24 protein-coding genes are annotated in these 25,027 nt (G+C 64.5%); 9 read left to right on the top strand and 15 right to left on the bottom strand.

All coding sequences use genetic code 11. From position 1 onward, the window contains the following. Position 1: 1 nt before the first annotated feature. Complete coding sequence (locus tag ABIB99_RS12290; RefSeq protein ID WP_063980961.1) at positions 2 to 1,639, top strand: ABC transporter ATP-binding protein; 1,638 nt, start codon at positions 2 to 4, stop codon at positions 1,637 to 1,639. Between the two features lie 100 nt (positions 1,640 to 1,739). Here the strand turns inward: ABIB99_RS12290 and ABIB99_RS12285 are convergent, their stop codons facing one another. Next, complete coding sequence (locus ABIB99_RS12285; RefSeq protein ID WP_063980962.1) at positions 1,740 to 2,594, bottom strand: C40 family peptidase; 855 nt, start codon at positions 2,592 to 2,594, stop codon at positions 1,740 to 1,742. Further along, positions 2,587 to 3,960 carry a leucyl aminopeptidase family protein gene (locus tag ABIB99_RS12280; protein ID WP_063980963.1) on the bottom strand — a complete coding sequence of 458 codons (1,374 nt, stop codon included), beginning with the start codon at positions 3,958 to 3,960 and terminating at the stop codon, positions 2,587 to 2,589. The genes ABIB99_RS12285 and ABIB99_RS12280 overlap by 8 nt, the downstream gene beginning before the upstream one ends. Before the next feature lie 219 nt (positions 3,961 to 4,179). Between ABIB99_RS12280 and ABIB99_RS12275 the strand changes: the two genes are divergently transcribed. The 3 genes from ABIB99_RS12275 to ABIB99_RS12265 all read left to right on the top strand — a co-directional run bounded on the left by ABIB99_RS12275 (position 4,180) and on the right by ABIB99_RS12265 (position 7,040). Further along, on the top strand, positions 4,180 to 4,383 hold the full coding sequence (locus tag ABIB99_RS12275) for a hypothetical protein (protein ID WP_063980964.1): 204 nt from the start codon (positions 4,180 to 4,182) through the stop codon (positions 4,381 to 4,383). A 250-nt stretch (positions 4,384 to 4,633) separates the two neighbouring features. Beyond that, positions 4,634 to 6,133, top strand: coding sequence for a metallophosphoesterase family protein (locus ABIB99_RS12270; protein ID WP_354175942.1), 1,500 nt, complete (start codon positions 4,634 to 4,636; stop codon positions 6,131 to 6,133). A gap of 94 nt (positions 6,134 to 6,227) precedes the next feature. Continuing rightward, entirely contained in the window at positions 6,228 to 7,040 is an 813-nt protein-coding gene (locus ABIB99_RS12265) for a tetratricopeptide repeat protein (RefSeq protein ID WP_231143899.1), read from the top strand. 62 nt (positions 7,041 to 7,102) lie between these two features. On the opposite strand, the gene ABIB99_RS12260 is transcribed toward ABIB99_RS12265, so the two are convergent. From ABIB99_RS12260 to ABIB99_RS12215, 10 genes are all read right to left on the bottom strand, one after another. Continuing rightward, complete coding sequence (locus tag ABIB99_RS12260; protein ID WP_063980966.1) at positions 7,103 to 8,077, bottom strand: type II secretion system F family protein; 975 nt, start codon at positions 8,075 to 8,077, stop codon at positions 7,103 to 7,105. 9 nt (positions 8,078 to 8,086) lie between these two features. Continuing rightward, a complete protein-coding gene (locus ABIB99_RS12255; protein WP_063980967.1) occupies positions 8,087 to 9,064 on the bottom strand; it encodes a type II secretion system F family protein in 978 nt (325 codons plus the stop codon). A gap of 16 nt (positions 9,065 to 9,080) precedes the next feature. Continuing rightward, positions 9,081 to 10,544, bottom strand: a complete 1,464-nt coding sequence (locus ABIB99_RS12250; RefSeq protein ID WP_071916702.1) for a TadA family conjugal transfer-associated ATPase — start codon at positions 10,542 to 10,544, stop codon at positions 9,081 to 9,083. Positions 10,545 to 10,565: 21 nt separating this feature from the next. Next, entirely contained in the window at positions 10,566 to 11,831 is a 1,266-nt protein-coding gene (locus ABIB99_RS12245) for a CpaE/TadZ family protein (RefSeq protein ID WP_063980969.1), read from the bottom strand. Then, a complete protein-coding gene (locus tag ABIB99_RS12240) occupies positions 11,828 to 12,562 on the bottom strand; it encodes a CpaD family pilus assembly protein (protein ID WP_085401884.1) in 735 nt (244 codons plus the stop codon). Before ABIB99_RS12240 ends, ABIB99_RS12245 begins: the two co-directional genes overlap by 4 nt. 20 nt (positions 12,563 to 12,582) lie before the next feature. Continuing rightward, complete coding sequence (locus ABIB99_RS12235; RefSeq protein ID WP_063986077.1) at positions 12,583 to 14,058, bottom strand: type II and III secretion system protein family protein; 1,476 nt, start codon at positions 14,056 to 14,058, stop codon at positions 12,583 to 12,585. Positions 14,059 to 14,069: 11 nt separating this feature from the next. Continuing rightward, positions 14,070 to 14,864 carry a Flp pilus assembly protein CpaB gene (gene cpaB / locus ABIB99_RS12230; RefSeq protein ID WP_063980971.1) on the bottom strand — a complete coding sequence of 265 codons (795 nt, stop codon included), beginning with the start codon at positions 14,862 to 14,864 and terminating at the stop codon, positions 14,070 to 14,072. A 126-nt stretch (positions 14,865 to 14,990) separates the two neighbouring features. After that, the gene (locus ABIB99_RS12225; protein WP_354175939.1) at positions 14,991 to 15,515 is read right to left on the bottom strand and encodes an A24 family peptidase; all 525 of its coding nucleotides are present in this window, start codon (positions 15,513 to 15,515) and stop codon (positions 14,991 to 14,993) included. A 123-nt stretch (positions 15,516 to 15,638) separates the two neighbouring features. Further along, positions 15,639 to 15,785 carry a hypothetical protein gene (locus ABIB99_RS12220; protein WP_247302212.1) on the bottom strand — a complete coding sequence of 49 codons (147 nt, stop codon included), beginning with the start codon at positions 15,783 to 15,785 and terminating at the stop codon, positions 15,639 to 15,641. A 70-nt stretch (positions 15,786 to 15,855) separates the two neighbouring features. Further along, positions 15,856 to 16,020, bottom strand: coding sequence for a Flp family type IVb pilin (locus ABIB99_RS12215; protein ID WP_014498224.1), 165 nt, complete (start codon positions 16,018 to 16,020; stop codon positions 15,856 to 15,858). A 269-nt stretch (positions 16,021 to 16,289) separates the two neighbouring features. Here ABIB99_RS12215 and ABIB99_RS12210 point away from each other — a divergent pair, with 269 nt between their 5' ends. Beyond that, positions 16,290 to 17,117 carry a sterol desaturase family protein gene (locus ABIB99_RS12210; RefSeq protein ID WP_063980972.1) on the top strand — a complete coding sequence of 276 codons (828 nt, stop codon included), beginning with the start codon at positions 16,290 to 16,292 and terminating at the stop codon, positions 17,115 to 17,117. A 158-nt stretch (positions 17,118 to 17,275) separates the two neighbouring features. Continuing rightward, positions 17,276 to 17,773 (top strand): pilus assembly protein N-terminal domain-containing protein, encoded by a 498-nt coding sequence (locus ABIB99_RS12205; RefSeq protein ID WP_354175937.1) that lies wholly within the window; start codon positions 17,276 to 17,278, stop codon positions 17,771 to 17,773. Between the two features lie 203 nt (positions 17,774 to 17,976). Here the strand turns inward: ABIB99_RS12205 and ABIB99_RS12200 are convergent, their stop codons facing one another. The 3 genes from ABIB99_RS12200 to ABIB99_RS12190 all read right to left on the bottom strand — a co-directional run bounded on the left by ABIB99_RS12200 (position 17,977) and on the right by ABIB99_RS12190 (position 20,339). Next, on the bottom strand, positions 17,977 to 18,189 hold the full coding sequence (locus ABIB99_RS12200; RefSeq protein ID WP_028148374.1) for a cold-shock protein: 213 nt from the start codon (positions 18,187 to 18,189) through the stop codon (positions 17,977 to 17,979). Between the two features lie 267 nt (positions 18,190 to 18,456). Continuing rightward, positions 18,457 to 18,744: a translation initiation factor IF-1 gene (gene infA, locus ABIB99_RS12195; RefSeq protein ID WP_008131890.1), complete on the bottom strand. Its 288-nt coding sequence runs from the start codon at positions 18,742 to 18,744 to the stop codon at positions 18,457 to 18,459. A 23-nt stretch (positions 18,745 to 18,767) separates the two neighbouring features. After that, positions 18,768 to 20,339 carry a DEAD/DEAH box helicase gene (locus ABIB99_RS12190; protein WP_354119973.1) on the bottom strand — a complete coding sequence of 524 codons (1,572 nt, stop codon included), beginning with the start codon at positions 20,337 to 20,339 and terminating at the stop codon, positions 18,768 to 18,770. A 507-nt stretch (positions 20,340 to 20,846) separates the two neighbouring features. On the opposite strand from ABIB99_RS12190, the gene urtA reads away from it, so the two are divergent. The 3 genes from urtA (at position 20,847) to urtC (ending at position 25,022) form a co-directional block, all read left to right on the top strand. Next, positions 20,847 to 22,169 carry an urea ABC transporter substrate-binding protein gene (gene urtA / locus ABIB99_RS12185; protein WP_063980975.1) on the top strand — a complete coding sequence of 441 codons (1,323 nt, stop codon included), beginning with the start codon at positions 20,847 to 20,849 and terminating at the stop codon, positions 22,167 to 22,169. A gap of 82 nt (positions 22,170 to 22,251) precedes the next feature. Beyond that, positions 22,252 to 23,859, top strand: coding sequence for an urea ABC transporter permease subunit UrtB (urtB, locus tag ABIB99_RS12180; RefSeq protein ID WP_354175935.1), 1,608 nt, complete (start codon positions 22,252 to 22,254; stop codon positions 23,857 to 23,859). Continuing rightward, positions 23,856 to 25,022, top strand: coding sequence for an urea ABC transporter permease subunit UrtC (gene urtC, locus ABIB99_RS12175; RefSeq protein ID WP_063980977.1), 1,167 nt, complete (start codon positions 23,856 to 23,858; stop codon positions 25,020 to 25,022). Before urtB ends, urtC begins: the two co-directional genes overlap by 4 nt. The last annotated feature ends 5 nt before the right edge of the window (positions 25,023 to 25,027 follow it).

Genomic DNA, 25,027 nt, shown 5'->3' with positions numbered 1-25,027 from the left:
GATGGACGCGATCAACCAGCCCCTGCTTGCCGTCCGCGACCTCTCGGTGGCCTTCCACCAGGGCGGCGCCACCACGCTCGCGGTCGACAAGGTCTCGTTCCAGATCAAGCGCGGCGAATGCGTCGCACTGGTCGGCGAGTCCGGTTCCGGCAAGTCGGTCAGCGCGCTCTCGATCCTGAAGCTCCTGCCCTATCCGAATGCCTCGCATCCCTCGGGCAGCATCCGCTTCAAGGGGCGGGAGCTGATCGACCAGTCCGAGCAGCAGATGCGGGAGATTCGCGGCAGCGATATCTCCATCATCTTCCAGGAACCGATGACCTCGCTCAATCCGTTGCACACGATCGAGGCGCAGATTGGCGAGATCATCCAGCTCCACAATCCGACCAGCAATGCCGAGGCGCGCAAGCGGACGCTGGAACTGCTGACGCAGGTCGGCATTCCCGAGCCTGAAACGCGGCTCAACAGCTATCCGCACCAGCTCTCCGGTGGTCAGCGCCAGCGCGTGATGATCGCGATGGCGCTCGCCAACGAGCCGGACCTCTTGATCGCGGACGAGCCGACCACGGCGCTCGACGTCACCGTGCAGGCGCAGATCCTGACGCTGCTCGCGGAAATTCGCTCACGGCTCGGCATGAGCCTGCTGTTCATCACCCACGATCTCGGCATCGTGCGCCGCATCGCCGACCAAGTCTGTGTCATGAAGGGCGGTGAGATCGTCGAGCAGGGGCCGGTCGAGCAGGTCTTCAGGACCCCGAACCATCCCTATACGCGCGACCTGCTCGCGGCGGAGCCGAAGCCCGATCCGGCGCCGCCGCAGCCGAATGCACCGGTGGTGATGTCCGCCGATGATTTGAAGGTCTGGTTTCCGATCAAGCGCGGCCTGATGCGCAAGACGGTCGGCCACATCAAGGCGGTCGACGGCGTCAGCATTGCCGTACGCAAGGGCGAGACGCTCGGCGTTGTCGGCGAGTCCGGCTCGGGCAAGACCACGCTCGGGCTCGCCCTGATGCGGCTGATTTCCTCGAACGGGCGCATCGTGTTCCTCGGCAAAGATATCCAGGGCCTGCGCTTCAAGGAGATGCGCCCCTTCCGGCGCGACATGCAGATCGTGTTCCAGGATCCGTTCGGCTCGCTCAGCCCGCGCATGTCGGTTGCCGACATCATCGCCGAGGGCCTCACCGTGCACCAGCCAAAGCTGTCGCGCGAGGAGCGTGAGGAGCGCGTCGTCAAGGCACTCGAGGACGTCGGGTTGAAGGCGGACACCCGCTATCGCTATCCGCATGAATTTTCCGGCGGCCAGCGCCAGCGCATCAGCATCGCGCGCGCGGTGGTGCTGGAGCCGGATTTCGTCGTGCTGGACGAGCCGACCAGCGCACTCGACATGCTGATTCAAGCGCAGATGGTCGACCTCTTGCGGGAACTCCAGCGCAGGCGCGATCTCACCTACATGTTCATCTCGCACGATTTGCGCGTCGTCGCCTCGCTCGCCAGCCATCTCATCGTGATGCGCGGCGGCAAGGTGGTCGAGGAGGGACAGGCCGCCGAACTGTTCAAGAGCCCGAAGACGGATTACACGCGCGCGCTCTTCGCGGCGGCGTTCCGGCTGGAGACGGCGGGGAACGGGGCGGTGGCGACCTAGTCTTCAGTCGGATGGGTAGAGCGAAGCGAAACCCATCGCATCGCAGCGCGTGGTGAGAACGATGGGTTTCGCTGCGCTCTACCCATCCCACGAAGTCGTGCTACAGCCGCTTGATCGTGACGATTTCGCTGCCTGCTGCCTTGATCCGCGCGATCGCCGGTTCGGTCGCCTCGATCGCGGTTGCCATGTGATGGGCGTTGGCGTGAACCATGGTGCTGCCATCGCGGACGATGGCGACATGTCCCTTCCAGAAAATGAGATCGCCGCGTTGCAGCTTGGTCCGCTCATGCGGCTCCAGCGCGCGGCCGAGCCCTGCCTGTTGCATGTCGCTGTCGCGCGGGCAGCCGATGCCTGCTGCTGTCAGCGAGACCTGCACGAGTCCGGAGCAATCGATACCGAGGCTGCTCTTGCCGCCCCAGAGATAGGGCGTGCCGACGAAGCGCTCGGCGACCGCGACGAAGTCCGGCTCGCGATGATCGAGCCGGGCGAGATGGGCCTTCGGCAGATATTGTCCGTCGCGCGTCACGGCGAAGCTGCCGTCCTCGCGCACCACCGCAATCTTCGAGCCCAGCGCGAGCGTGCCGGCCGGCGGCAGCTTGATCGAGGGACCGGGGAAGGCGAATGTCCGGAGCGCGCTCACCTTGTGGGTCGGGGCGGCCGATGGCTTCATCAGCGCTGCATCAGGCAGCCAGCCGACATAACCATCGCCACCAAGCTGGCCCCAGGCCCAGCCCTCGCCATTGCGATCGTAGACCGTGACGCGTTCGCCGCGCAGCGCCTCCGTCATCAGCATCGCGTTCGACGACGGCTGCTCGCGCACGGGTGCGATCGCCTCGAAGACCTCGAATTCCTCGCCCGTGACGAAGCGGTCGGCTTGCACCTTGCCTTCGAGATATTTCGCGGCGAGGTCGCCGCGCGCCGGTGTCAGCCTTGGATCGTGTGCTGGATCATGCATAGCGCTCGCTCAGTAATGTGTAGATGGCGCGCGCGGCCTGGCATTCGCCGCCTTCGGGCCGCGCCGGCTTCGCCGACGGGGTCCAGCCGTAAATATCCACATGAAGCCAGCTCTTTGCCTGCTCGACGAACCGTTGCAAGAACAGCGCGCAGGTGATCGAGCCGGCAAAGCCGCCGGAGGGTGCGTTGGTGATGGTGGCGGTCTTGGAGTCCAGCCACGCATCGTAAGGCGGCCACAGCGGCATGCGCCACAACGGATCGTTCTCCTTCGCCGCGCAACGCGCGACGTCGGCGGCCAGCGTCTCATCATTGGTGTAAAAGGGCGGTAAATCCGGCCCCAGCGCGACGCGCGCCGCGCCAGTCAGCGTGCCCAAATCGATCAGAAGGTCCGGCTTTTCCTCGTCGGCCAGCGCCAGCGCGTCGGCGAGCACGAGCCGGCCCTCCGCGTCGGTGTTGCCGATCTCGACCGTGATGCCCTTGCGCGAGGTGAAGATGTCGAGCGGCCGGAAGGCATTGCTGGAGACGGCATTTTCGACCGCCGGAATCAGCACGCGCAGGCGGACCTTGAGCTTCGCATCCATCACCATGCGCGCGAGCGCCAGCACGTTGGCGGCACCGCCCATGTCCTTCTTCATGATCAGCATGCCGCTCGACGGCTTGAGGTCGAGCCCGCCGGTGTCGAAGCAGACGCCCTTGCCGACCAGCGTCACCTTGGGATCGGCCGGATCGCCCCAGACGATGTCGATCAGCCGCGGCGCGCGGTCGGAGGCCATGCCGACGGCGTGGATCAGTGGAAAATTCGTCCTCAGATCCTCGCCGATGGTGCAGGCAAAGCTCGCACCGAATTCCGTGGCGAGCGCTTGCGCGGCCGCGGCGAGCTCTTCCGGGCCCATGTCGTTAGCCGGCGTGTTGATGAGATCGCGCGCCAGCATCGCGGCATCCGCCATGCGATTGATCTCGGCCGCGTCGACGCCATCGGGCGGTACCAGCCGGACGGCGGGGCGGTCAGCCTTGCGGTAGCGGGCGAAGCGGTAGCTGCCGAGTGCAAAGGCGAGCGACGCCAACCGCGCATCGTGGGGGGCATTGGCAAAGTGATAGATGCCCGGCGGCAGCAGGCCAGGCAGGGCGCCCGGCCGGAACAGGTCGCGTGATCTCGCGCCCTCGTCCTCGAGTCCGAACAGCACTTGCGCGATCGCTCCGTCCGGGGCGGGCAGCGCGAGATAGCCGCCCGGCTTGGCGGCAAAGGCGCTCGCGGCGGCGAACTGGCGCTGCACCGGCGGCAATTTCTCGGCGACCTGATCCCAGCTCGACTTGGTGACGAAGGTGATCGGGATGGCGGTGGGCGATGTCTCGAAGACAGAAGGCATTGGCGGGTCCGGATCGTCAGATCAAGCAGGTCATGCGAACGGACGAGACTTCGCAGAGTTTCGCCGCGGCTGCAATCGGCTTTGCTGTCACCGTTCAGCGACCCGCTACTCGCCGCAAGGGGCCCATGCTAGGTTCCGGCAACGGCCGCCGGATCGACTGGGAAAGTGTGCAGGAGATGACCGGCGGCCGAAGACGAGGCCTGCCGGGAGGAAACTGCAATGGAATTTGTGTGGAGCGTGGTCACATTCATCGGCCAGGTCGTCGAGGCGATTTTTGGTTATGTCGAGCATCATCACTGGATCTTCGCATTCCTTGCCGGCGGTTACGTCTTCTATCTCCACGACCGCTCCGTCCACGCGCGGTTCGATGCGCTCGACAAGCGCATCGACGAAATCCGCAAGCGGCTTGCCATCGAATATTGATCGGGTGAGCGAAACCATCGCCGGGCGGATCTCGTACCCATGCTGAGAACTGCCGTTCACGAGCGCGCGGCCGCGGGGCTTTACTAGCGCCGCGGTTGTGGCATTATTGATGGATATTTTAGATTGTGCCGTGCGGTTCTGCCGAGCGCAACAACGCGGCGGGCCGGCTTGATATCCGGCCAAACCTGTTCGTCGAAAGCATTCTTCTCATCGTTTGGGCGGCGCAGCATTCGCAAATGAGCGGCGCAAAATGGATAGAGCGTTCGTTATTGCGCAGATTTCCGACCTGCATCTGGACGGGTCAGGCCGGCTGCTGGCGACGACCGAGGCGCTCAGTGCCGCAATCCGTGAGGCGATGGCGGATTTCGCGGACGTTCCCGATCGCATTCTGCTGATCACGGGTGACCTCGTGGACGACCCGACGCCGCGCGCGCTGGACGAAGCGCTCGCCGTCATCGCGTCCTTCCGGCAGACCGGACTGTTCACCGACATCCAGGCGGTCGCGGGCAATCACGACGTCAAGCGCCTGAGCCAGCGCGCGGGCCGCCACGACGTCTATGATTATTTGCATCTGCCGCGGAGCTCGAAGAGCGTCTATTACCGCCAGGCTGGCCTCGATCTGGTGCTGCTCGACTCCAACCGCGCGAGCCTCTCGACGCTCGCGAGCGGCAATATCGACGAGAGCGCCTACAGCGCGCTTGTTGCGGATTCCGCCCGGCTGAGCATCGAGCTCGCCGGCAGCATGGGATCCGTGGGGCGCGCCGACTATGCCGAGCCGGCGGAAAACCTGGTGCGCGTGCTGGCGTTGCATCATCATCCGCTGCCGCAGGCCACCGGCGAAGGAAAGCGGTTTCTCGGCGTGCCCGACGAGCCGCTGATGTATCTCGCAGCGCCCGCAACGTTCCTCGAGGCGGCGACGTCGCTCAACGTCAATCTGGTCCTGCACGGACACCGGCATGTCGAGGGGCTCACCCGCTATTCGATCCCGGATCCGCGTGCCACGCGGAGCGCGAGCGGCGAAGCCTTCTGGCGTACGATCTACGTGCTCTCCTGTCCGTCCTCGACCGGGCAGGCCGGTGACGATGCCGGCTTCAACATCATTCATTTTGGCGCATCGTCCCAGGCCGGTCGAACGGAGCACCAGTTCGCGATCACGCGCTATTCGCGGCCGCGCAACGACGGCACCTTCGGGCTGCTCGACTCGAACCTGCCGGACGGCGTCATCAGGTTGCCGGCAGGACGGGATTTTTCCCGCGATCCCGCCGTCCAGTCGGCCATCGAGATCGCCTCATGTGCGATGCTGAAGCGTGATCAAGTTGTCGCACAGGCCCGCCGGCTGCTGATGCGCCGCGCTTTCTATGCCGACGGCGAGGTGGATTGGCCGAGCGCGCTCCACGCCTATCTCGTCACCTCATGGGTCTGGGCCGATATCGGGGGCAAGTTCGCGAGATCGGAGCGCAGGGATGACGCCGAGGCGCTGGCCGCGGTGAAGTTGTTGCTGCGCCGCTTGATCGAGCACTGCGCCGACGTGCTCGGCATTGACGATGTTCAGCTCGACGAGCTGCTTGCGAAGCGGCTGGTCAATCGCGACGACTTCCGGCGCGAATGGCCCGGGATGCCGAGCGCGGGCGTCGATGTTGCCCAGGCGCGGCGGCTGCAATTGCTGCTGCACGACCTGAACGAGCCGGTGAAGGTGCTCGGTCTCGAGCTGGCCCTCGGTGGCGAGCCGCCGCCGCAGACACCGCCGTGAGGGGCAGCCAGGCTGACGTTAACCCGCCGTTAGGGTTAACAGTCTATTGCTGGCGCGTTCGGCTCGATCAATCGGCTCGTGAGTCAAAAGCGTCATGCGTCAACGGTTCAGTCTTGCCCGGCTTCTCGCGTCCACTTCGCTGGTGGCGGCAGTGGCCATGGGCCTCGGCGGCTGCACGGCCATGTCGAAACTCTCCGACGTCACAGGCTCTGTCGGGCCGCGGACGGAAGCCGCCCCCGCCGATCCCGCGCGCGCCGTCGACGTCTATGGCGAGCGCTACCGTGCCAATCCCAAGGACGCCGACGCGGCGCTCGGCTACGGCCAGGCCTTGCGCGCCAACGGCCAGCGCGCCCAGGCCGCCGCCGTGCTCGAGCAGGCGACCATCGCCAATCCCGGCAACAAGGCGCTGCTCGCGCAGTATGGCCGCGCGCTCGCCGACAACGGCAATTTTCAGCAAGCCTTCGATGTGCTGTCGAAGGCGCACTCGCCCGACAATCCGGACTGGCGCCTGCTCTCGGTGCAGGGCACCGCGCTCGATCAGATGGGCCGCCACGACGAGGCGCGTTCCTATTATGCGAGCGCGCTGAGGATCGCACCGGGCGATCCCGGCGTGCTCTCCAATCTCGGCCTGTCCTACATGTTGTCGAAGGACCTGCCGAAGGCCGAAGAGGCGTTGCGGCAGGCCTACGCCTCGCCGCGTGCCAGTACCCGGGTGCGGCAGAATCTCGGCCTCGTCGTCGGTCTCCAGGGCCGCTTCGCCGAAGCCGAGACGATCGTGAAGGCCGACCTGCCGCCGGACCAGGCCGCGGCCAATGTCGCTTACCTGAAGGAAATGCTGAGCCGCAGCGACGCTCCGCGTGGCGCACCGAAGCGGACGCCGGTCGCCTCGCTCAGCCAGTCCGACTGATCAGAGCCTGATCTCGCAATCCTGAAGCTGCCGGCGGACCGCGCGCGGTCCGCGTCTCGACGTCAGTGCAGCTCGCTGATCTTGATGCCGGTCGGTCCGAGAATGACGACGAACAGCACCGGCAGGAAGAACAGGATCATCGGCACCGTCAACTTCGGCGGCAGCGCGGCGGCCTTCTTCTCGGCCTCGTTCATGCGCATGTCGCGGTTTTCCTGCGCCATGACGCGCAAGGAATGCCCGAGCGGGGTGCCGTAGCGCTCCGCCTGCTGAAGCGCGAGACACACCGACTTGACGCCCTCGAGCCCGGTGCGCCGCGCCAGGTTCTCATAGGCGACCTTGCGATCCTGCAAATAGGACAGCTCGGCCGTGGTCAGCGTGAACTCCTCGGACAGCGCGATCGACTGGCCCACGATTTCGGTAGCGACCTTCCGGAACGCCATTTCGACCGACATGCCGGATTCGATGCAGATCAGGAGCAGGTCGAGCGCATCGGGGAAGGCGCGCTTGATCGATAGCTGGCGCTTGGAGATCGCATTCTTGAGGAACAGCATGGGCGCCTGAAGGCCGAGATAGGCCGCGCCGATGCAGATGCCGATCTTGATCGGCATCGACTGCTGCATATGCGCGATCAGGAACACGTAGATGATCGAGCCGACGAACAGCACGAGCGGAGCCACCATGCGGGCGAAGAGGAAGGTGATGTAGGGCGCCTGGCCGCGATAGCCCGCCATGATCAGCTTGTCGCGCGCGGCTTCCTGCGCGAGCCATTTGGTGAGGTTGAAGTCCTCGACGACCCGGGAGACGACCTGCTTCGGCGTTTGGCGCAGCGAGACCTTCTCGCTCTTGTTGAGGCGCTCGCGCTCGCGCTGGCGGATACGCTCGCGCTCGCTCGCCACCGCCTTCATGCGCTTGGCGAGGCCTTCGCCGGCGAAAAGCGGCATCACCAGCGTATAGACGGTGGCGCTGGCGGCGATGGCCGCCAGCAGCATGGTCATGAAGCGGACATCATGCAGTTTCGAAACGAGGAATTCGACCATACGGCACCGTTAGAAATCGAAATTGATCATCTTCTTCATCACCATGATGCCAATCGACATCCAGACGACGCAGCCGACCAGCATGAGCTGGCCGGTCGGATGGGTCCAAAGCAGCGAGATGTAGTGCGGAGTCGTGAGATAGACGAGGAACATCACGATCGGCGGCAGCGAACCGATGATGCCGGCCGAGGCCTTGGCCTCCATCGACATCGCCTGGATCTTTTCCTTCATCTTCTTGCGGTCGCGCAGCACCTTGGAGAGGTTGCCGAGCGCTTCGGAGAGGTTGCCGCCGGATTTTTGCTGGATCGAGATGACGATGCCGAAGAAGTTGGCTTCCGGCAGCGGCATGCGCTCGTAGAGACGCGAGCAGGCCTCGCCGAGCGGCATGCCGATCGCCTGGGTCTCGATGATGGCCAGGAACTCGCTGCGCAGCGGCTCAGGCGAGTCGGCGGCGACGACCTTGATCGATTCGAACAGTGGCAGGCCCGCCTTGATGCCGCGAACGATCACGTCGACCGCATCGGGCAGCGCCGCCAGGAATTTGTTTTCGCGTCGCTTCTTCAGGAAGCCCAGCGCCCAGCGTGGCAGGCCGAAGCCGCCGGCAAAGGCAAGGCCGGCGGCGCCAAGCAGGCCGCCGCCGACGAACATGGCGGCCGCGAACAGCACTCCCGCCACGACGGCGGACACGATCCAGAATTTCTGTGGCGTCCAGTCGAGCCCTGCCTGCGACAGGCGAACACCGAGCGGAACGCTCTTCTCCTGCTGGCGCCGCGCCTCGAGATCCTTGAGCGACGTCTCGACCTGCTCGCGGCGCGACCGCTGGCTCTTTTCGGTCTGCTTGGCCGCGGGCGCATCGGCGCGCGCGATCGAGGCACGGCGGTTTTCCGCCTTCCGTTCTCCGGAAAGGAGCGGATAAAGGAACACCCAGGCGATGCCGCCGACGGCGGCAGTGGCGAGGAAGGCGAGGGCAAGGACCTGCATATTCATGGCTGCGCCGATCTGCTCATGTCTTCGGCGCGACTTCCGCCGCATCGAGTGCAGCGGCAAGGCGCTTCTCGTCGCCGTAATACCGCGCACGCTCCCAGAATTTCGGGCGGCCGATGCCGGTCGAGCGGTGCCGGCCGATGATCTTGCCGTTGGCGTCCTCGCCGACCATGTCGTAGAGGAAGATGTCCTGGGTGATGATGGTGTCGCCTTCCATGCCCATCACCTCGGTGATGTGCGTGATGCGGCGCGAGCCGTCGCGCAGGCGCGCGGCCTGGACGATGACGTCGATCGAAGCGCAGATCATCTCGCGGATGGTGCGCGAGGGCAGTGAGAAGCCGCCCATCGTGATCATGGATTCGCAGCGCGACAGTGCTTCGCGCGGATTGTTGGCGTGGAGCGTGCCCATCGAGCCGTCATGGCCGGTGTTCATGGCCTGGAGCAGGTCGAACGCCTCGGGTCCGCGGACTTCGCCGACGATGATGCGTTCGGGGCGCATACGCAGGCAGTTGCGCACCAATTCGCGCATGGTGACCTGGCCTTCGCCCTCGATGTTGGGCGGACGGGTTTCCAGTCGTACCACGTGCGGCTGCTGGAGCTGGAGCTCGGCCGCGTCTTCGCAGGTGATGATGCGCTCGTCGTGCTCGATGTAGTTGGTCAGGCAGTTGAGCAGCGTGGTCTTGCCGGAGCCGGTGCCGCCGGAGATCAGCACGTTGCAGCGGACGCGGCCGATGATCTGGAGGATTTCCGCGCCCTCCGGCGAGATCGCGCCGAACCTGACCAGCTGATCCAGCGTCAGCTTGTCCTTCCTGAATTTTCGAATGGTGAGCGTGGGCCCGTCGATCGACAGCGGCGGCACGATGGCGTTGACGCGGGAGCCGTCGGCAAGGCGCGCATCGCAGATCGGCGAGGATTCGTCGACGCGCCGGCCGACCTGGCTGACGATGCGCTGGCAGATGTTGAGGAGCTGCTGGTTGTCGCGGAAGCGGATGCCGGTGCGCTGGATCTTGCCGGCGACCTCGATGTAGACGGTGTCGGCGCCGTTGACCATGATGTCGGCGATGTCGTCGCGCGACAGCAGAGGCTCCAGCGGGCCGTAGCCGAGAACGTCGTTGCAGATATCGTCGAGCAGCTCTTCCTGCTCGGCGATCGACATCACGATATTCTTGATCGCGATGATCTCGTTGACGATGTCGCGGATTTCCTCGCGCGCGGACTCGGAGTCGAGCTTGGCGAGCTGGGCGAGGTCGATGGCCTCGATCAGCGCACCGAAGATCGTCGCCTTGACCTCGTAGTAATTGTCCGAGCGGCGGGATTCCATGGCCGGCGCCGGCCGCGCGGGCGCAAGCGGGGGCGAGGCGACGGCCGGCGGGGGCGGCGCGCGCGACACCGCGGGCGCCGGAGCCTGGGCAGGCTCTGGCGACACGGCGCCGGGCTTGGGAGCCCGAGTATCGGTGTCTGTTCCGCTACGCTTACCGAACACTTAACAACTCCATGCGGCGGCTTATTTTCCCCGCAACTTGTCAATCAGCGGTGAAAGCAAGGAAGACTTTTGCTTCTTCGTCTCGCTGCGGCCGGTCAGGCGCTGGGCGATTTGAAGGAACATTTCGATCGACTTGTGGTTGGCGGAGATCTCCGCGATCATCTGGCCGTTGTTGGCGGCCGAGCCGAAGATCTGCGGTTCGAACGGGATCGAGACGACCGGCTGGCTCTCGATCGCCTTGGCGAACTCGGCGGCGGCAATTTCGGGCCGTTTCGGGACGCCGACCTGGTTTAGGCAGTAGAGCGGGGGCCGATCGTTGGGCCGCGAGGCCTTCAGCAGATCGAACAGGTTCTTGGTGTTGCGCAAATTGGCGAGATCAGGCGCCGCCACGATCAGGATGTCGTCCGCCCCGATCAGGGCGCGCTTGGTCCAGCCCGACCATTGATGCGGAACGTCGAGCACGATGCAGGGCATGGTGGAGCGCAGCGTGTCGAACACGGCATCGAACGCGTCGGTGCCGAAATCATAGACCCGGTCGAGCGTCGCCGGCGCCGCCAGCAGGCTGAGATGGTCGGTGCATTTCGACAGCAGGCGGTCGATGAAGGCGGTGTCGACGCGATCCGGCGAGAACACGGCATCCGCAATACCTTGCGGCGGGTCCTGGTTGTAGTCGAGCCCGGCGGTGCCGAAGGCGAGGTCGAGATCGGCGACGACCGAGTCCATTGCGAGGTCGCGCGCGATCGCCCAGGCGACGTTGTGGGAGATGGTGGACGCACCGACGCCGCCCTTGGCGCCGACCACGGCGATGATGCGGCCGACCGCCTTGGCTTCGGGCGCCGAGAACAGGTTGCAGATCGAGCGCACGACGTCGATCGCGCCGACCGGCGCGAGCACGTAGTCGCTGACGCCGCGGCGCACCAGCTCGCGGTAGAGCGTGACGTCGTTGATGCGGCCGATCACGACTACGCGGGTGCCGGCGTCGCAGACCGTGGCGAGATGGTCGAGGCCGGTCAGAAGATCGTTGCGGCCGTCGCTCTCGAGCACGATCACGTTCGGCGTCGGCGCCGAGCGGTAGGCTTCGATCGCGGCCGCCATGCCGCCCATCTGGATCTTCAGATGGGCCTTGCCGAGACGACGGTCTTCGCCGGCCGACTGCACCGCGGCAGCGGTCTCGACGGTCTCGCAGAAAGCCTGGACCGACACGCGCGGTGAGGGAGCAATATGCTCCTCGACCGGCGTCGGCGCCTCGGACTGCTCTTGTTGCGTCTGGCGAGCGTAGCTGATCATTTGCCGGTGTCGCTGAGTTTGGCCTTTTCGGCCTCAGGATAGGTGGTCGCCGTCGTCGTTCCCTTGCGATACTTCTCGAAGGCCGTGGTGCGACGCGCCGTATAGGACGGCGTTTCAGGCCGCGGCTGCTCGAGGTCCGACGGATTGTCGATCATCGCCGCCATGTTGCGCTGATAGGCGCAGCCGTAATTGTAATAGTCCTTGTTCTCGAACCAGCTCTTGTTCTTCATCGAGGGGCCGATGTCGTCCGGCCACAGGCCACAGGGACCGGCGACCGCGGCGATCTTGGAATAGGTGAGCCGGATCGGCGGCAGGAAGCGCCTGTCTTCCGGCTGGTAGGGGCGAATGTTGACGCCGCGCGGCGGAACGCCCGCGCCCGCCAGCATCGCCTGGATCTCGCGCATCGTGTCCGCGACCGGACGCGCATTGGGCGTGCCGGACGGCACGTCGATGCGGATGGCGCCGGTGCCTTCGTGCAGCCAGGCCGAGGCGACGCCCATCACGTCGGCGCGCTGGGCGGCGGTCAATCCGCCGCGGGCATGGCCGACGAAGACGACGATCGAGCGGTTCTGCTCCTCGATCGCGATCGGATGGCGCTGCTTGTAATCGTCGGGGATGGAGGCCGTGACCGCTTCGTTGTGCTGGCAGCCGCCGAGGGCGAGCGCCATGCCGACGAGCGCGCCACCGAAACGGATGGCGCGTTTGCGAATCTGGGGTGGTGCTGTGATCATCGTGAAATCCCCGTTCCGCCTCAGTCGGTAATGAAGCCGTAGGTGCCGCGGTAGTTCTTGGCCGGTTCGGTCCGGCCGGGCACGCCGTAGATGCGGTTGATATTGCCGAGCAGCTCGGCCTGCGGGTCTGCAGGCGCGGCGAAGCCGTCATCCGGCCGCGACAGGTCCTTTGGCGACGCGGCGCGAACGACATAAGGTGTCACGATCACCACCAGCTCGGTCGCGTTGTTGACGAAGTCACGGCTGCGGAACAGCGTGCCGAGGATCGGGAGCTGCATCAGTCCCGGCAACCCGCTGACCGCCTGCTTGGTCTGCTGCTGGATCAGGCCGGCCATGGCCATCGCGCCGCCGGAGGGAATTTCGAGCGAGGTTTCGGCGCGGCGGGTCTTGATCGAGGGCACCGTCAGCGAGTTCACCGAGTTCGAGGTCACGGCCTGCGACAGCGTGATCGAATTTTCGTTCGACAGTTCCGAGACCTCGGTCATCACGCGCAGGCTGATCTTGCCCTCGCTCAGCACGATGGGGGTGAAGTTGAGCGAGATACCGAACTTCTTGAAGCTGATCTGGGTGGTACAGACATGCGTGGTGGGATCGCATGCATAGCCCGCCGGTACCGGGAATTCGCCGCCGGCGATGAAGGTCGCGGACTCACCGGAGATCGCGGTCAGGTTCGGCTCGGCCAGCGTCCGGATCACGCCGGCGCTCTCCATCGCGCGCAGGGTCGCCTGCACCGACGGCGTCGCGCCGAACTTCGTGGTCAGGGCGTTGCCGTCCACCAGATTCTTGCCAAGAGCCGTGAAGGGGTTGGAGTTGGTGAAGCTCACCACCGAGGTGCCGTAGTTCAGGTTCGCGGTGAGATCGATGCCAAGCTGCTTGATGATGGTGCGCGCGACTTCGGCGACGGTCACCTTCAGCATGACCTGGTCGCGGCCGCGGACCACGATCGAGTTCACCACCTTTTCGGCGCCGCCGGCGAGGCGCGCGGCGAGATCATTGGCCTGCTGCGCTTCCAGCGGGTTCGCCGCCGAGCCGGTCAGGACGACACCGTCGCCGAGGCCGTCGATCTGGATGTCGGAATTGGGCAGGACCTGCTTGAGCGCGGCGCGCAGGCCGTTGAGGTCGCGCTTGACCGCGATGTCATAGGCCGCGATCTGCTGGCCGGCGGAATCGAAGAACACGATGTTGGTCTGGCCGACCGAGGCGCCGATGATGTAGGCGCGCTGCGACGAGCGGACCACCGCATTGGCGATCTTGGGATCGGCGACGAGCACGTCCTTGATGTCGCGCGGCAGGTCGATCACGATCGACTTGCCGACGCCGAGCGAGAGGAAGCGCGCGTTCATCTGGCCGTCGGCCGCGACCTGCGCCACGGGGCGGTAGTCGGCGGCGATCGCCGGGGTGAGCACCGGGTTGAGCGTCAGCGCGAAGGCGGCCGAAAACGACAGGGCGCGGACCATTGAGGTTCGCATCGTCGCCAAATCTGCCCTGCATTTCATATCGACAGTCCTCATCGTGCCTTCGCCGTCGCGCTTGGGATGCCGTAGCGAATGATCGAAACGCCATCGCGCTTCGCGGAATCATCGAGCGTGATCTCGCTCATCTTGACGTCGGCGATGCTGCGCAGCGCAAGCGACAGCGTGCCGCTCTGCCGGGCCGCGGAGAGCGTCGCCGTCTGCGCGGGATTGAGCTCGAGCGTGACGGTCTTGCCCACCACGGCGTTCTGGCCGTCCTTTTCCTTCGGCGCCTGGTCGATGGCCAGCACGCGGACGTTGGCCAGGATGATCTCGGACGTGACGATGTCCTGGGCGCCGGCGCCCTGGTCGGCGTTCTTGAGGCGGCGCGTCAGAAGCACGTCGACGCGGTCGTTGGGCAGGATGAAGCCGCCCGCGCCGGTCTCCGGCGAGATCTCGGTCGAGATCGCGCGCATGCCGGTCGGCAGGATCGCCGCCATGAAGCCGGAGCCTTCGGCCCTGACCAGCTTCTGGTCGCGGATCGGCTCACCCTGGATGAAGGGCGCGCGGGCGATCGAGCCGATGACCTGGGTTGCGCCCTCGGGGCGCTCGTTGCGGCGGATGAAGGTGGAGCTCGCGGTCGCAGCCGGCCAGGTCTGCCATTGCACGTCTTCCGGCTTCACGGTCTGGCCGAGGCCGATGTCGTTCTTGGCGACCAGGACGTCGACGGTCGGAAGCTGCGCGACCGGAGCCGCCGGTGGCGGCGCAGAGTCCGAGCCGCTCGCCAGGTACGCGGCGACACCGCCGGCGCAGATGGCGACCGTCAGGACGACAATGCGTGCCCTATTCATACGCTTCACTTTCCACAAAACGCCGCGACGCAGCCGCCGCCGTAATCGGCAGTTGACCAGCTATTCGTCAAAGCATGGTTAATGAGGCGTATCTAAATCGGCTTAACGCCGGCTTACCCGGTGCGTTCAGCGCAGTGCGAGGTGAGTGAGGTCGATCGCCTTCACCCATTCGGTCTCCGGATAGACCATCAGCGCGCCGAGCGTGAGCGCGATGCCGTAAGGAATGCCGCTCTCCTTGTCGTGCAGCCGTGCCAGCCAGGCCTGGCCCGCCAGCCCGTAAGGCAATGGCCATTGCCGGAACTGGAGCAGGAGCAGCGTCAGGGCTCCGCCGAACAGCGAAGCATAGAGCAGGAAATCCATCAATTGCGCGAAGCCGAACCAGAGCGCGACCGAAGCCGCGACCTTAGCATCGCCGCCGCCCATCCAGCCCATCGCAAAGCAGCCGAAGGCCACAACGAGGAGCAGTGCGCCGGCGCCGACATGGCTCAGCATCTCGTAAGGTGCCATGCCACCGGCGAACGCGAGCACGAAGAAGCCCGCGATCAGCGCCAGCGACACGCGGTTCGAGATGGTCATCGTGAAGAGATCGCTCGCGGCGGCGAAGGCCATCAGGGCCGGGAAGAGCAGAAGGCGCGCAAGGTCGAGGATCATGGGCGGCGTCTTGAGCTTGGGTTCATCGCGGGATCGGGGTGTCGCCGCATGCTAGCCGGCAGTGCTAAACAAACCGACAACGGCGGTAGCGGCGCCACGAGCAGGAATCTGCCGGAGGCGCACTCACCAGATGCTGGCGATGCGCGCGGCGAGGACGGCTGTCGCGAGCAGCAGCGCAAGGCAAACCCAGTACGCCGGCGAAGAGGTCTCGACCGCCTCCGCCTCGCTCGCCGCAACCGCGGCTTTCGTTCTGTACTCGCGCAACGCCACTGGAACTCGCCGCATTCGGAAAAACAAAGGCCCCGGAGGTCCGGGGCTTTTGCCGTCGTTGGTCGGTTGCTTACTTCAGCGAGGAGCTGATCGAGCCGAACTTGGTGTTCAGCGAGCTGCCGAGGTTGTTGACGACGGTGATGATGGCCAGTGCGATGCCGGCGGCAATCAGGCCGTATTCGATGGCGGTGGCGCCGGATTCATCCTTCGCGAAACGCGCAATCAGGTTCTTCATGAACTAAACTCCGTCTGGGGTGTGATCGCCTCGTTCGGCGCTGTGCTTGACGCGATAAACATGAGATCCGAGCTCTTTCGGTAGAGTTAATTCGATCGGGCAAACCCGCTTCCAGCCCGATGCTTTTGCCCAGAGTGAATTTGGCCTTAAGGACGCAATCGAAATTCTTCCTGTTCCAAATGCGCCCCGAGCGAGCCGTGGACTTCACCCTCCCTTAAATTTCGGGGAGTAGGCCTAAGCGGGATCAGAAGTTTGGAAGAGAGGCGACGATGTCGAGCCTGCCCATGCAAGTCGCCTTGATGCTCGGCGAGACCATCCAGAAGATGGTCCCCGTCACCTTCGTGCTCGCGGCGGTCTTCACCGTGCTCGAGCATTTCTGGGCCTGCAATCCCGGCGCGCCGTGGTGGCGCAAGCGCGAGATCCTCACCGACATCTGCTACTGGTTCTTCGTTCCGGTGTTCGCCCGCACCATGCGGATCGGACTCCTGATCGTCGGTGCCGGTGCCATCTTCAACATCCACGACGCCGACGACCTGATCGCCTTCTACGACAATGGCCATGGCCCGCTGGCGCAGTTGCCGCTGTGGGTCCAGGCCATCCTGTTCCTGGTGCTGTCTGACTTCATGCTGTACTGGCTGCACCGGCTGTTCCACGACGGCGGATTCTGGAAGTACCACGCCATCCATCATTCGTCGGAGGAGATCGGGTGGATTTCCGCGGCCCGCTTCCATCCCGTCAATCTCATGCTCGGGACGATCGGCGTCGACGTCGTGCTGCTGATGGCCGGCATCTCCCCGAACGTCATGATCTGGCTCGGTCCGTTCACCACCTTCCATTCGGCCTTCGTGCACGCCAACCTGAACTGGACCTTCGGGCCGTTCAAATATGTGCTGGCGACGCCGGTGTTCCACCGCTGGCACCACACCGCGCTCGAAGAGGGCGGTGACACCAATTTTGCCGGGACGTTTCCGATCTGGGACGTGCTGTTCGGCACCTTCCGCATGCCGGAGGGGAAACTGCCGCAGGACTACGGCAAGGACGAAGCGACCATGCCGAAGGAGATCGGAGGCCAGCTCGCCTATCCGTTCCGCCAGTAAGGGATCTTCCGAGGCAGCAAAACGCCCAGTCCGTTCAAACAATAGTCGGCGAGTTTGCGGAACGTTCACGAATTAAGGGCAGGTTAGCCGGGTCGGGCACCGGCTCCGCTGTGTATCGAATCGCTTCTGCCGGTTTGTGACGTCCCGGGGGTAAGAGTATGCGTAAAGAGTTGCTGCGCCGTCGTGCGCGCGTTTGTCTTCTGGTTGCGGCTGCGGTGCTGGCATCGCCGGCCGCCAGCCTTGCCGAGGCGACCGCCGACACCATCGCCGTCAATGTCGACCAGGCCAAGCTGGTCCGGCTGCCCGGCAAGGTGGCGACCATCGTGGTCGGCAATCCCCTGATCGCCGACGTCACGCTCCAGCCCGGCGGCATGATCGTCGTGACCGGGAAGGGCTATGGTGCCACCAATTTCATCGCACTTGATCGGGGCGGTGAGATCCTGGTCGACCGTCAGATCCAGGTCGAAGGTCCGAGCGACCGGCTCGTCACCGTCTATCGCGGGGTCGAGCGCGAGTCCTACAGCTGCATGCCGCTGTGCCAGCGCCGCGTGACGCTCGGCGACAGCGACAACTATTTCAACAACACGATGAGCCAGGCCGGTTCGTTGAGCAACAACGCCAGCGGCAATGCCGGCGCGGCCGCCAAAACGAACTAGCAGGACGAACTCGCAAGACGAACTGGCAAGACGAACTGGCAAGACCGACGCGTCGTCCAGTTGCGTCTACGACAGCGCGGATGCGGCCGGTACGACCTGCTGAGTCCATCCGCTCTTTCGGACATGAAAAAAGGCCGTGCGTTGCGCACGGCCTTTTCCTTTTGCTTGTTCGCTAGAGCCGTCCGGGCCAAAGGCCCGTGGGCTCAACCGGCGGCGCGGAGGTTGTCCGCTGCCGACTTGCCGGAACGACGGTCGGCCACGATCTCGTAAGAGACCTTCTGACCTTCACGCAGCGTGCCGAGACCGGCGCGCTCGACGGCGCTGATGTGTACGAAGACGTCCTGGCCGCCATCGTCGGGCTGGATGAAGCCAAAGCCCTTGGTCGCGTTAAACCACTTCACGGTTCCCATGCTCACGGGGTAGTTCCTTCTCAGATGTGCAGTGTCGAAGCCTACTTTCGCAGGCGGGTTAGATCGAGTTTCTGGAAGGGTCGTCAGCGTGTCTGAACCGGCTGTACCGGTGGATGCCAATGTCGTCCGGCCGAAAATCGATGAGTGATTTTATTGGAATTAAGGCACCAAAACAATCCTGACGTGCACGATTTTTTGATCCGCCGCGATCGACACGGCGGATCAGCATACAGGTCAGAATTTTACTTTCGCAGCCGAGATGCCGGAAGCGGATCAACGGCGGCGGAACTGGCCACCGCGCTGTCCGGGACGGGGAGGCCCGCCCACGCCACTCGGACGTTCGTCCTTGTGGCGGAAAATCAGCCGGCCCTTCTCGAGGTCGTAGGGCGACATTTCCACGGTCACGCGGTCACCCGCCAGCGTCTTGATGCGGTTCTTCTTCATCTTGCCGGCGGTGTAGGCGACGATCTCGTGCCCGGCGTCGAGCTGCACGCGGTAGCGCGCGTCGGGGAGGATTTCGGTGACCAGTCCTTCGAACTGGATCAGCTCTTCCTTAGCCATGAATTTCTCCAGGTCGTGGACGGCTAGTGCGAATAGGGTTTGCGGGTCGGTTGGCCCATCGGCCGACTCTCGCGGCGTAAAAAGGCCACGCCTTGTATCCCATCGGGCTTGCCGGCGCTATGCGCGGAACGCTGTTCCGGGCGCTCGGTTGGGGAAGAATGCGTCTTACCACCGGACCGTTGGCGGCGAGACCCCTTCGAGACCTTCTGGCTACCACCGGGACGTCCGTCAACATGCCTTCCGTCACCGTGCCGACCTTCGCCGGGCCTTCCGTCGCCATGCTTGCCGGCGCTATGGTGGCGTCCGTCGGCATGCCTTTCGTCGCTGCGTCGTCCGTCAGTGTGACGTCCCTCACCATGCCTTGCGCCTTGCGGGCGCTGGCCCGGGCGGCCCGGCCGGCCCTGTCGTTGCTGCGGCGGGGGCGGGCCCGCATCGCGGCGCCCGGCATCGGTGCGGTGATCCTCACGCGATAGCGTTACCTTGATCAGCCGCTCGATGTCGCGGAGATAGCTGAGTTCCTCGCCGCCGGCGACCAGCGAGATCGCGGTGCCCTCGGCGCCGGCGCGCGCGGTGCGCCCGATGCGGTGCACATAGGTCTCGGGCACGTTGGGCAGGTCGAAATTGATGACGTGGCTGATGCCGTCGACATCGATACCGCGGGCAGCGATGTCGGTGGCGACCAGGGTGCGGATCTCGCCGGAACGGAACTGGGCGAGCGTCCGCTCGCGATGGTTCTGCGACTTGTTGCCATGAATGGCGCTGGCGGCGATGCCAGCCTTCTCAAGTGTCTTCACGACCTTGTCGGCACCATGCTTGGTGCGGGTGAAGACCAGCGCGCGATTGACCGGCTCGTCCTTCAGGAGCTTGGTCAGGAAGGCGGGCTTGGCCGAGAAATCGACCTGGATGATGCGCTGGTTGATCCGCTCGGCGGTCGAGGACACCGGGGTGACCGCAACGCGGGCGGGATCCCGCAGCATCGCGTCGGCGAGCTCGGCGATGTCCTTCGGCATGGTGGCCGAGAAGAACAGCGTCTGCCGCTTGATCGGCAGCTTGGCGACGATCTTGCGGATGTCGTTGATGAAGCCCATGTCGAGCATGCGGTCGGCCTCGTCGAGCACGAGGAATTCGACGCTTCCAAGCTTCAGTCCGTTGCTCTGCACGAGGTCGAGCAGCCGGCCGGGGGTCGCCACCAAGACCTCGAGGCCAGGCATCAGCGCGCGAACCTGGCGGCCCATCGGCACGCCGCCGATGGCGAGTGTCGAGGACAGCCGGATGTGGCGGCCGTAGGCGTTGAAACTGTCGAGGATCTGGCCGGACAGCTCGCGGGTGGGCGAGAGCACCAGCACGCGGCAGGTCTTGGGCTGCGGCTTGATCCGGTTCTCGAGCAGGCGGTGCAGGATCGGCAGCGCGAAGGACGCGGTCTTGCCGGTGCCGGTCTGGGCGATGCCGACGACGTCGCGGCCGGTCAGCGCCGTGGGAATCGTCTGGGCCTGGATGGGGGTGGGAGTGACGTAATTCTCTTCGGCGAGAGCACGCGCGATGGGTTCGGCAAGGCCGAAGTCCTGAAAGGAAGTCAAAAGATGGGTTCTTTCCATGTCGAAAGCGAGCGCCCGGCGCAATCAGCGGGGCACGCGCAATAAGGGTGTCGAATGGACACCTGCGTGTTTGGGGTGTCGGATGGCTTGATGGGATGGGGCAAGCCAGAGGCCCGGAAAGGGCTTAAGAACACGCGGCTCGCTACGACCCCTTGATTCGCAAGAGGTCTCGAACCTCCATATGGAACATTCAGGGGGCGGTTTCAAGGCAACGCGGCCTCAAACCGCGATTGCAGTGCAGAAATAGTTATGCCGGAAATTTAGACAGGGTTGCTGTTTTGCTTAAAAAATAACCTGTCTGCCGCATTGGCATACATTTTACTCGCCTAAGATTTGGGCAAATGGACTGCGGCGAAAGTTGGATTGCAGCGAAATTATATAATCTGACCAATAGGTTGGCATGTGCCCAGCCCATGGCATGGTTCTTGCGATTCCGTTAATCGCAGGCGGCCGTGGGGCCGTTTCGCAGCGTCTTTTTCACGTCTGCGTCAGGGAGATGATACATCCATGCTTAACAAATCCACTCACGATATAGCGGCGTCATTTAGCCGCCGTGGCGTTCTCGCCGCGACCGCCGGACTGATGATGGGTCTGGCTTCATTGACCGGCGCAAAGGCCGCGGACGACACCATCAAGGTCGGCGTCCTTCATTCTCTCTCCGGCACCATGGCCATCAGCGAAACCACGCTGAAGGACACCATCCTCTTCCTCATCGACGAGCAGAACAAGAAGGGCGGCGTCAACGGCAAGAAGCTCGAAGCCGTCGTGGTCGATCCTGCCTCGAACTGGCCGCTGTTCGCCGAAAAGGCGCGCGAGCTGATCACCAAGGACAAGGTCGCGGTCGTGTTCGGCTGCTGGACCTCGGTGTCGCGCAAGTCCGTGCTCCCGGTCTTCAAGGAGCTGAACAGCATCCTGTTCTACCCCGTGCAGTACGAGGGCGAGGAGAGCGAGCGCAACGTGTTCTACACGGGTGCTGCGCCGAACCAGCAGGCGATCCCCGCCGTCGACTATCTGATGAAGGACGAGAAGGTGAAGCGCTGGGTGCTCGCGGGCACCGACTACGTCTATCCGCGCACCACCAACAAGATCCTGGAGGCCTACCTGAAGTCGAAGGGTGTCGCCCAGGAAGACATCATGATCAACTACACGCCGTTCGGTCATTCCGACTGGCAGACGATCGTGGCCGACATCAAGAAGTTCGGCTCGGCCGGCAAGAAGACCGCGGTGGTTTCGACCATCAACGGCGACGCCAACGTTCCCTTCTACAAGGAGCTCGGCAACCAGGGCATCAAGGCCAAGGACATCCCGGTGGTCGCGTTCTCGGTGGGTGAGGAAGAGCTCGCCGGCATCGACACCAAGCCGCTGCTCGGTCATCTCGCCGCCTGGAACTACTTCCAGTCGATCAAGTCGCCCGAGAACGAGAAGTTCATCAAGGCCTGGCAGACCTACACCAAGAACCCGAAGCGCGTGACCAACGATCCGATGGAAGCGCACGTCATCGGTTTCGACATGTGGGTCAAGGCGGTCGAGAAGGTGAAGTCGACCGATCCGGACAAGGTGATCGACGCGCTGCCCGGCATCGAAGCCAAGAACCTGACCGGCGGCACCTCCAAGATGCTTCCGAACCATCACATCACCAAGCCGGTGTTCATTGGCGAAATCAAAGCCAACGGCCAGTTCGACGTGGTGTGGAAGACCCCGGGTCTTGTCGCAGGCGACGCCTGGTCGAAGGAGCTCGATGGCTCCAAGGACCTGGTCGGCGACTGGGTCGGCAAGAAGTGCGGCAACTTCAACACCAAGACCAACAAGTGCCTCGGCTCGGGCTCCTGATCCCGATCTGTCGGTTCATTGCACGACGGGAGGAGGCGGCTATTCCGCCGCCTTCTCCCCACTTCTGCCGGGGTGATTCAAAGTGCCAACCAATTTGTCCGCTCGTCTCTGTACCTTAGTCCTCTCGTTGTTCCTGATCGCGTTCGCACTGCCGGCCTTTGCCGGTCCGTTCGAGGATGCGGTCGCCAAATTCGCCAATGACGATTTCTCCGACACCGATGAGGCGATCGGCGTGGTCGCGAGCAGCGGCAACAAGCTGGCTTTCCCCATCATCAGCGCGCTCCAGGACGGTCGCCTCATGGCCGACCCTGATAGCAAGAAGGTTTACGTCACCGGTGCCGACGGCAAGTCGATCGATGCTGCGACCGGCGAGCCCGTCGCCAGCGTTCCCGACAGCGCCAGCGCGGTGCGCCTCAACAACCGCCTGCGCCGCAGCGTCGACGCTGCGATCGGCAGCCTGACGCTCCAGTCGCCGGATGTCGGAACGCGCCTCCAGGCGGCGCAATCCGTCTTCAAGTCGCACGAGGAGACCGCGCTCGAGCCGGTCGATGCCGCGCTCGCCAAGGAAACCAGCAAATCGGTCAAGGCCGCACTCGGCGATGCCCGCGCCGCGATCCTGCTGTTCAAGTCCGATGCCACCGAGGTCGAGAAGCTCGAGGCGGTCGCGACCCTCAAGGCGCGCGGCGACCAGGAGGCGATGGCGCTGCTGACAGGCATGGGCGATCAGCCGGCCTCGGTGACCAAGGCCGCTGCGAGCGCAATCAGCTCGATCCAGTCTTCGCTCGCGGTCTGGTCCACGGTGCAGAATGCCTGGTACGGCCTCTCACTCGGTTCGGTGCTGCTGCTCGCCGCGATCGGCCTCGCCATCACCTTCGGCGTGATGGGCGTCATCAACATGGCGCATGGCGAGATGGTGATGATCGGCGCCTACACCACCTTCGTGGTGCAGGAGGTGATCCGCACCCGCTATCCCAGCCTGTTCGACTATTCCTTGCTGATCGCCGTGCCGCTCGCCTTCCTCGTCGCCGGCGGCATCGGCGTGCTGATCGAGCGCAGCATCATCCGTTTCCTCTATGGCCGTCCGCTGGAGACGCTGCTGGCAACCTGGGGCCTGTCGCTGGTGCTGCAGCAGGCGGTGCGCACCATGTTCGGCCCGACCAACCGCGAGGTCGGCAATCCCTCCTGGATGAGCGGCGCGTTCGAGCTCGGCCAGATCACCATCACCTACAACCGGCTCTGGATCCTCGTCTTCACGCTCGCGGTGTTCGCGATCCTGCTCGCGATGCTGCGCTACACCGCGCTCGGCCTCGAGATGCGCGCGGTGACGCAGAACCGCCGCATGGCGGCCTCGATGGGCATCGCCACCTCGCGCGTCGACGCGCTGACCTTCGGTCTCGGCTCCGGTATTGCCGGCATCGCAGGCGTAGCGCTGTCGCAGATCGACAATGTCAGCCCCAATCTCGGCCAGAGCTACATCATCGACAGCTTCATGGTCGTGGTGTTCGGCGGCGTCGGCAATCTCTGGGGCACGCTGGTCGGCGCCTTCACACTCGGCATCGCCAACAAGTTCCTGGAGCCGGTCGCCGGCGCCGTGCTCGGCAAGATCGCGATCCTCGTTCTCATCATCCTGTTCATTCAAAAGCGGCCGCGCGGCCTGTTCGCGCTCAAGGGCCGTGCGGTGGAAGCATGACCCCTCACATGCTGACCCGATCGCTGGACCGCGGCGCGACGATCTTTCTCGCCATCGTCGCGGTCTGCGGCATCCTCATCCCGCTCTCAAACCTGCTGCTGCCCGCGGGCTCGTTCCTGCAGGTGCCGACCTATCTGGTCGCGCTCTGGGGCAAATATGTCTGCTACGCGATCCTCGCGCTTTCGATCGATCTGATCTGGGGCTATTGCGGCATCCTCTCGCTCGGCCACGGCGCCTTCTTCGCGCTCGGCGGCTACGCGATGGGCATGTACCTGATGCGGCAGATCGGCACCCGCGGCGTCTACGGCAACCCGATCCTGCCCGACTTCATGGTGTTCCTGAACTATTCGAAGCTGCCCTGGTACTGGTACGGCTTCGACATGTTCTGGTTTGCGGCGCTGATGGTGCTGTTCGTGCCGGGCCTGCTCGCCTTCTGCTTCGGCTGGCTCGCCTTCCGCTCCCGCGTCACCGGCGTGTACCTGTCGATCATCACGCAGGCGATGACCTATGCGCTGCTGCTTGCCTTCTTCCGCAATGATTTCGGCTTCGGCGGCAACAACGGCCTGACCGACTTCAAGGACATCCTCGGCTTCAACGTCCAGGCCGAGGGCACCCGTGCCGCGCTGTTTGCGCTGAGCTGCCTGGCGCTCATCCTGAGCTTCCTGATCTGCCGCTCCGTCGTGTCCTCCAAGCTCGGCAAGGTTCTGATCGCAATTCGCGACGCGGAATCGCGCAGCCGGTTCCTCGGGTACCGCGTCGAATCCTACAAGCTGTTCGTGTTCACGTTGTCGGCCTGCATGGCCGGCGTTGCCGGTGCGCTCTACGTGCCCCAGGTCGGCATCATCAACCCGAGCGAATTCGCACCCGGCAATTCGATCGAGGCGGTGATCTGGGTTGCGGTCGGCGGGCGCGGTACGCTGATCGGCGCGGCACTCGGCGCCGTCGTCGTTAACTATGCAAAAACGTTCTTCACCTCGGGCATGCTCGCGCCCTACTGGCTGTTCATGCTGGGCGCGCTGTTCATCCTGGTGACGCTGCTGCTGCCGAAGGGCATCGTCGGCACCTTCAATGCCTGGTGGGAGTCGTCCAAAGAAAAACGCACCGCAGCCAGCGCGAGCGCCGCGGCCGAAGATGGCGTCACCGAACCCAAGATGGCGGAGTAGGCGCA

Origin of the sequence: Bradyrhizobium sp. LA6.1, assembly GCF_040547805.1 — a bacterium.
Taxonomy (GTDB): Bacteria; Pseudomonadota; Alphaproteobacteria; order Rhizobiales; family Xanthobacteraceae; genus Bradyrhizobium; species Bradyrhizobium barranii.
This window is presented reverse-complemented; position numbering and strand designations above follow the sequence as displayed.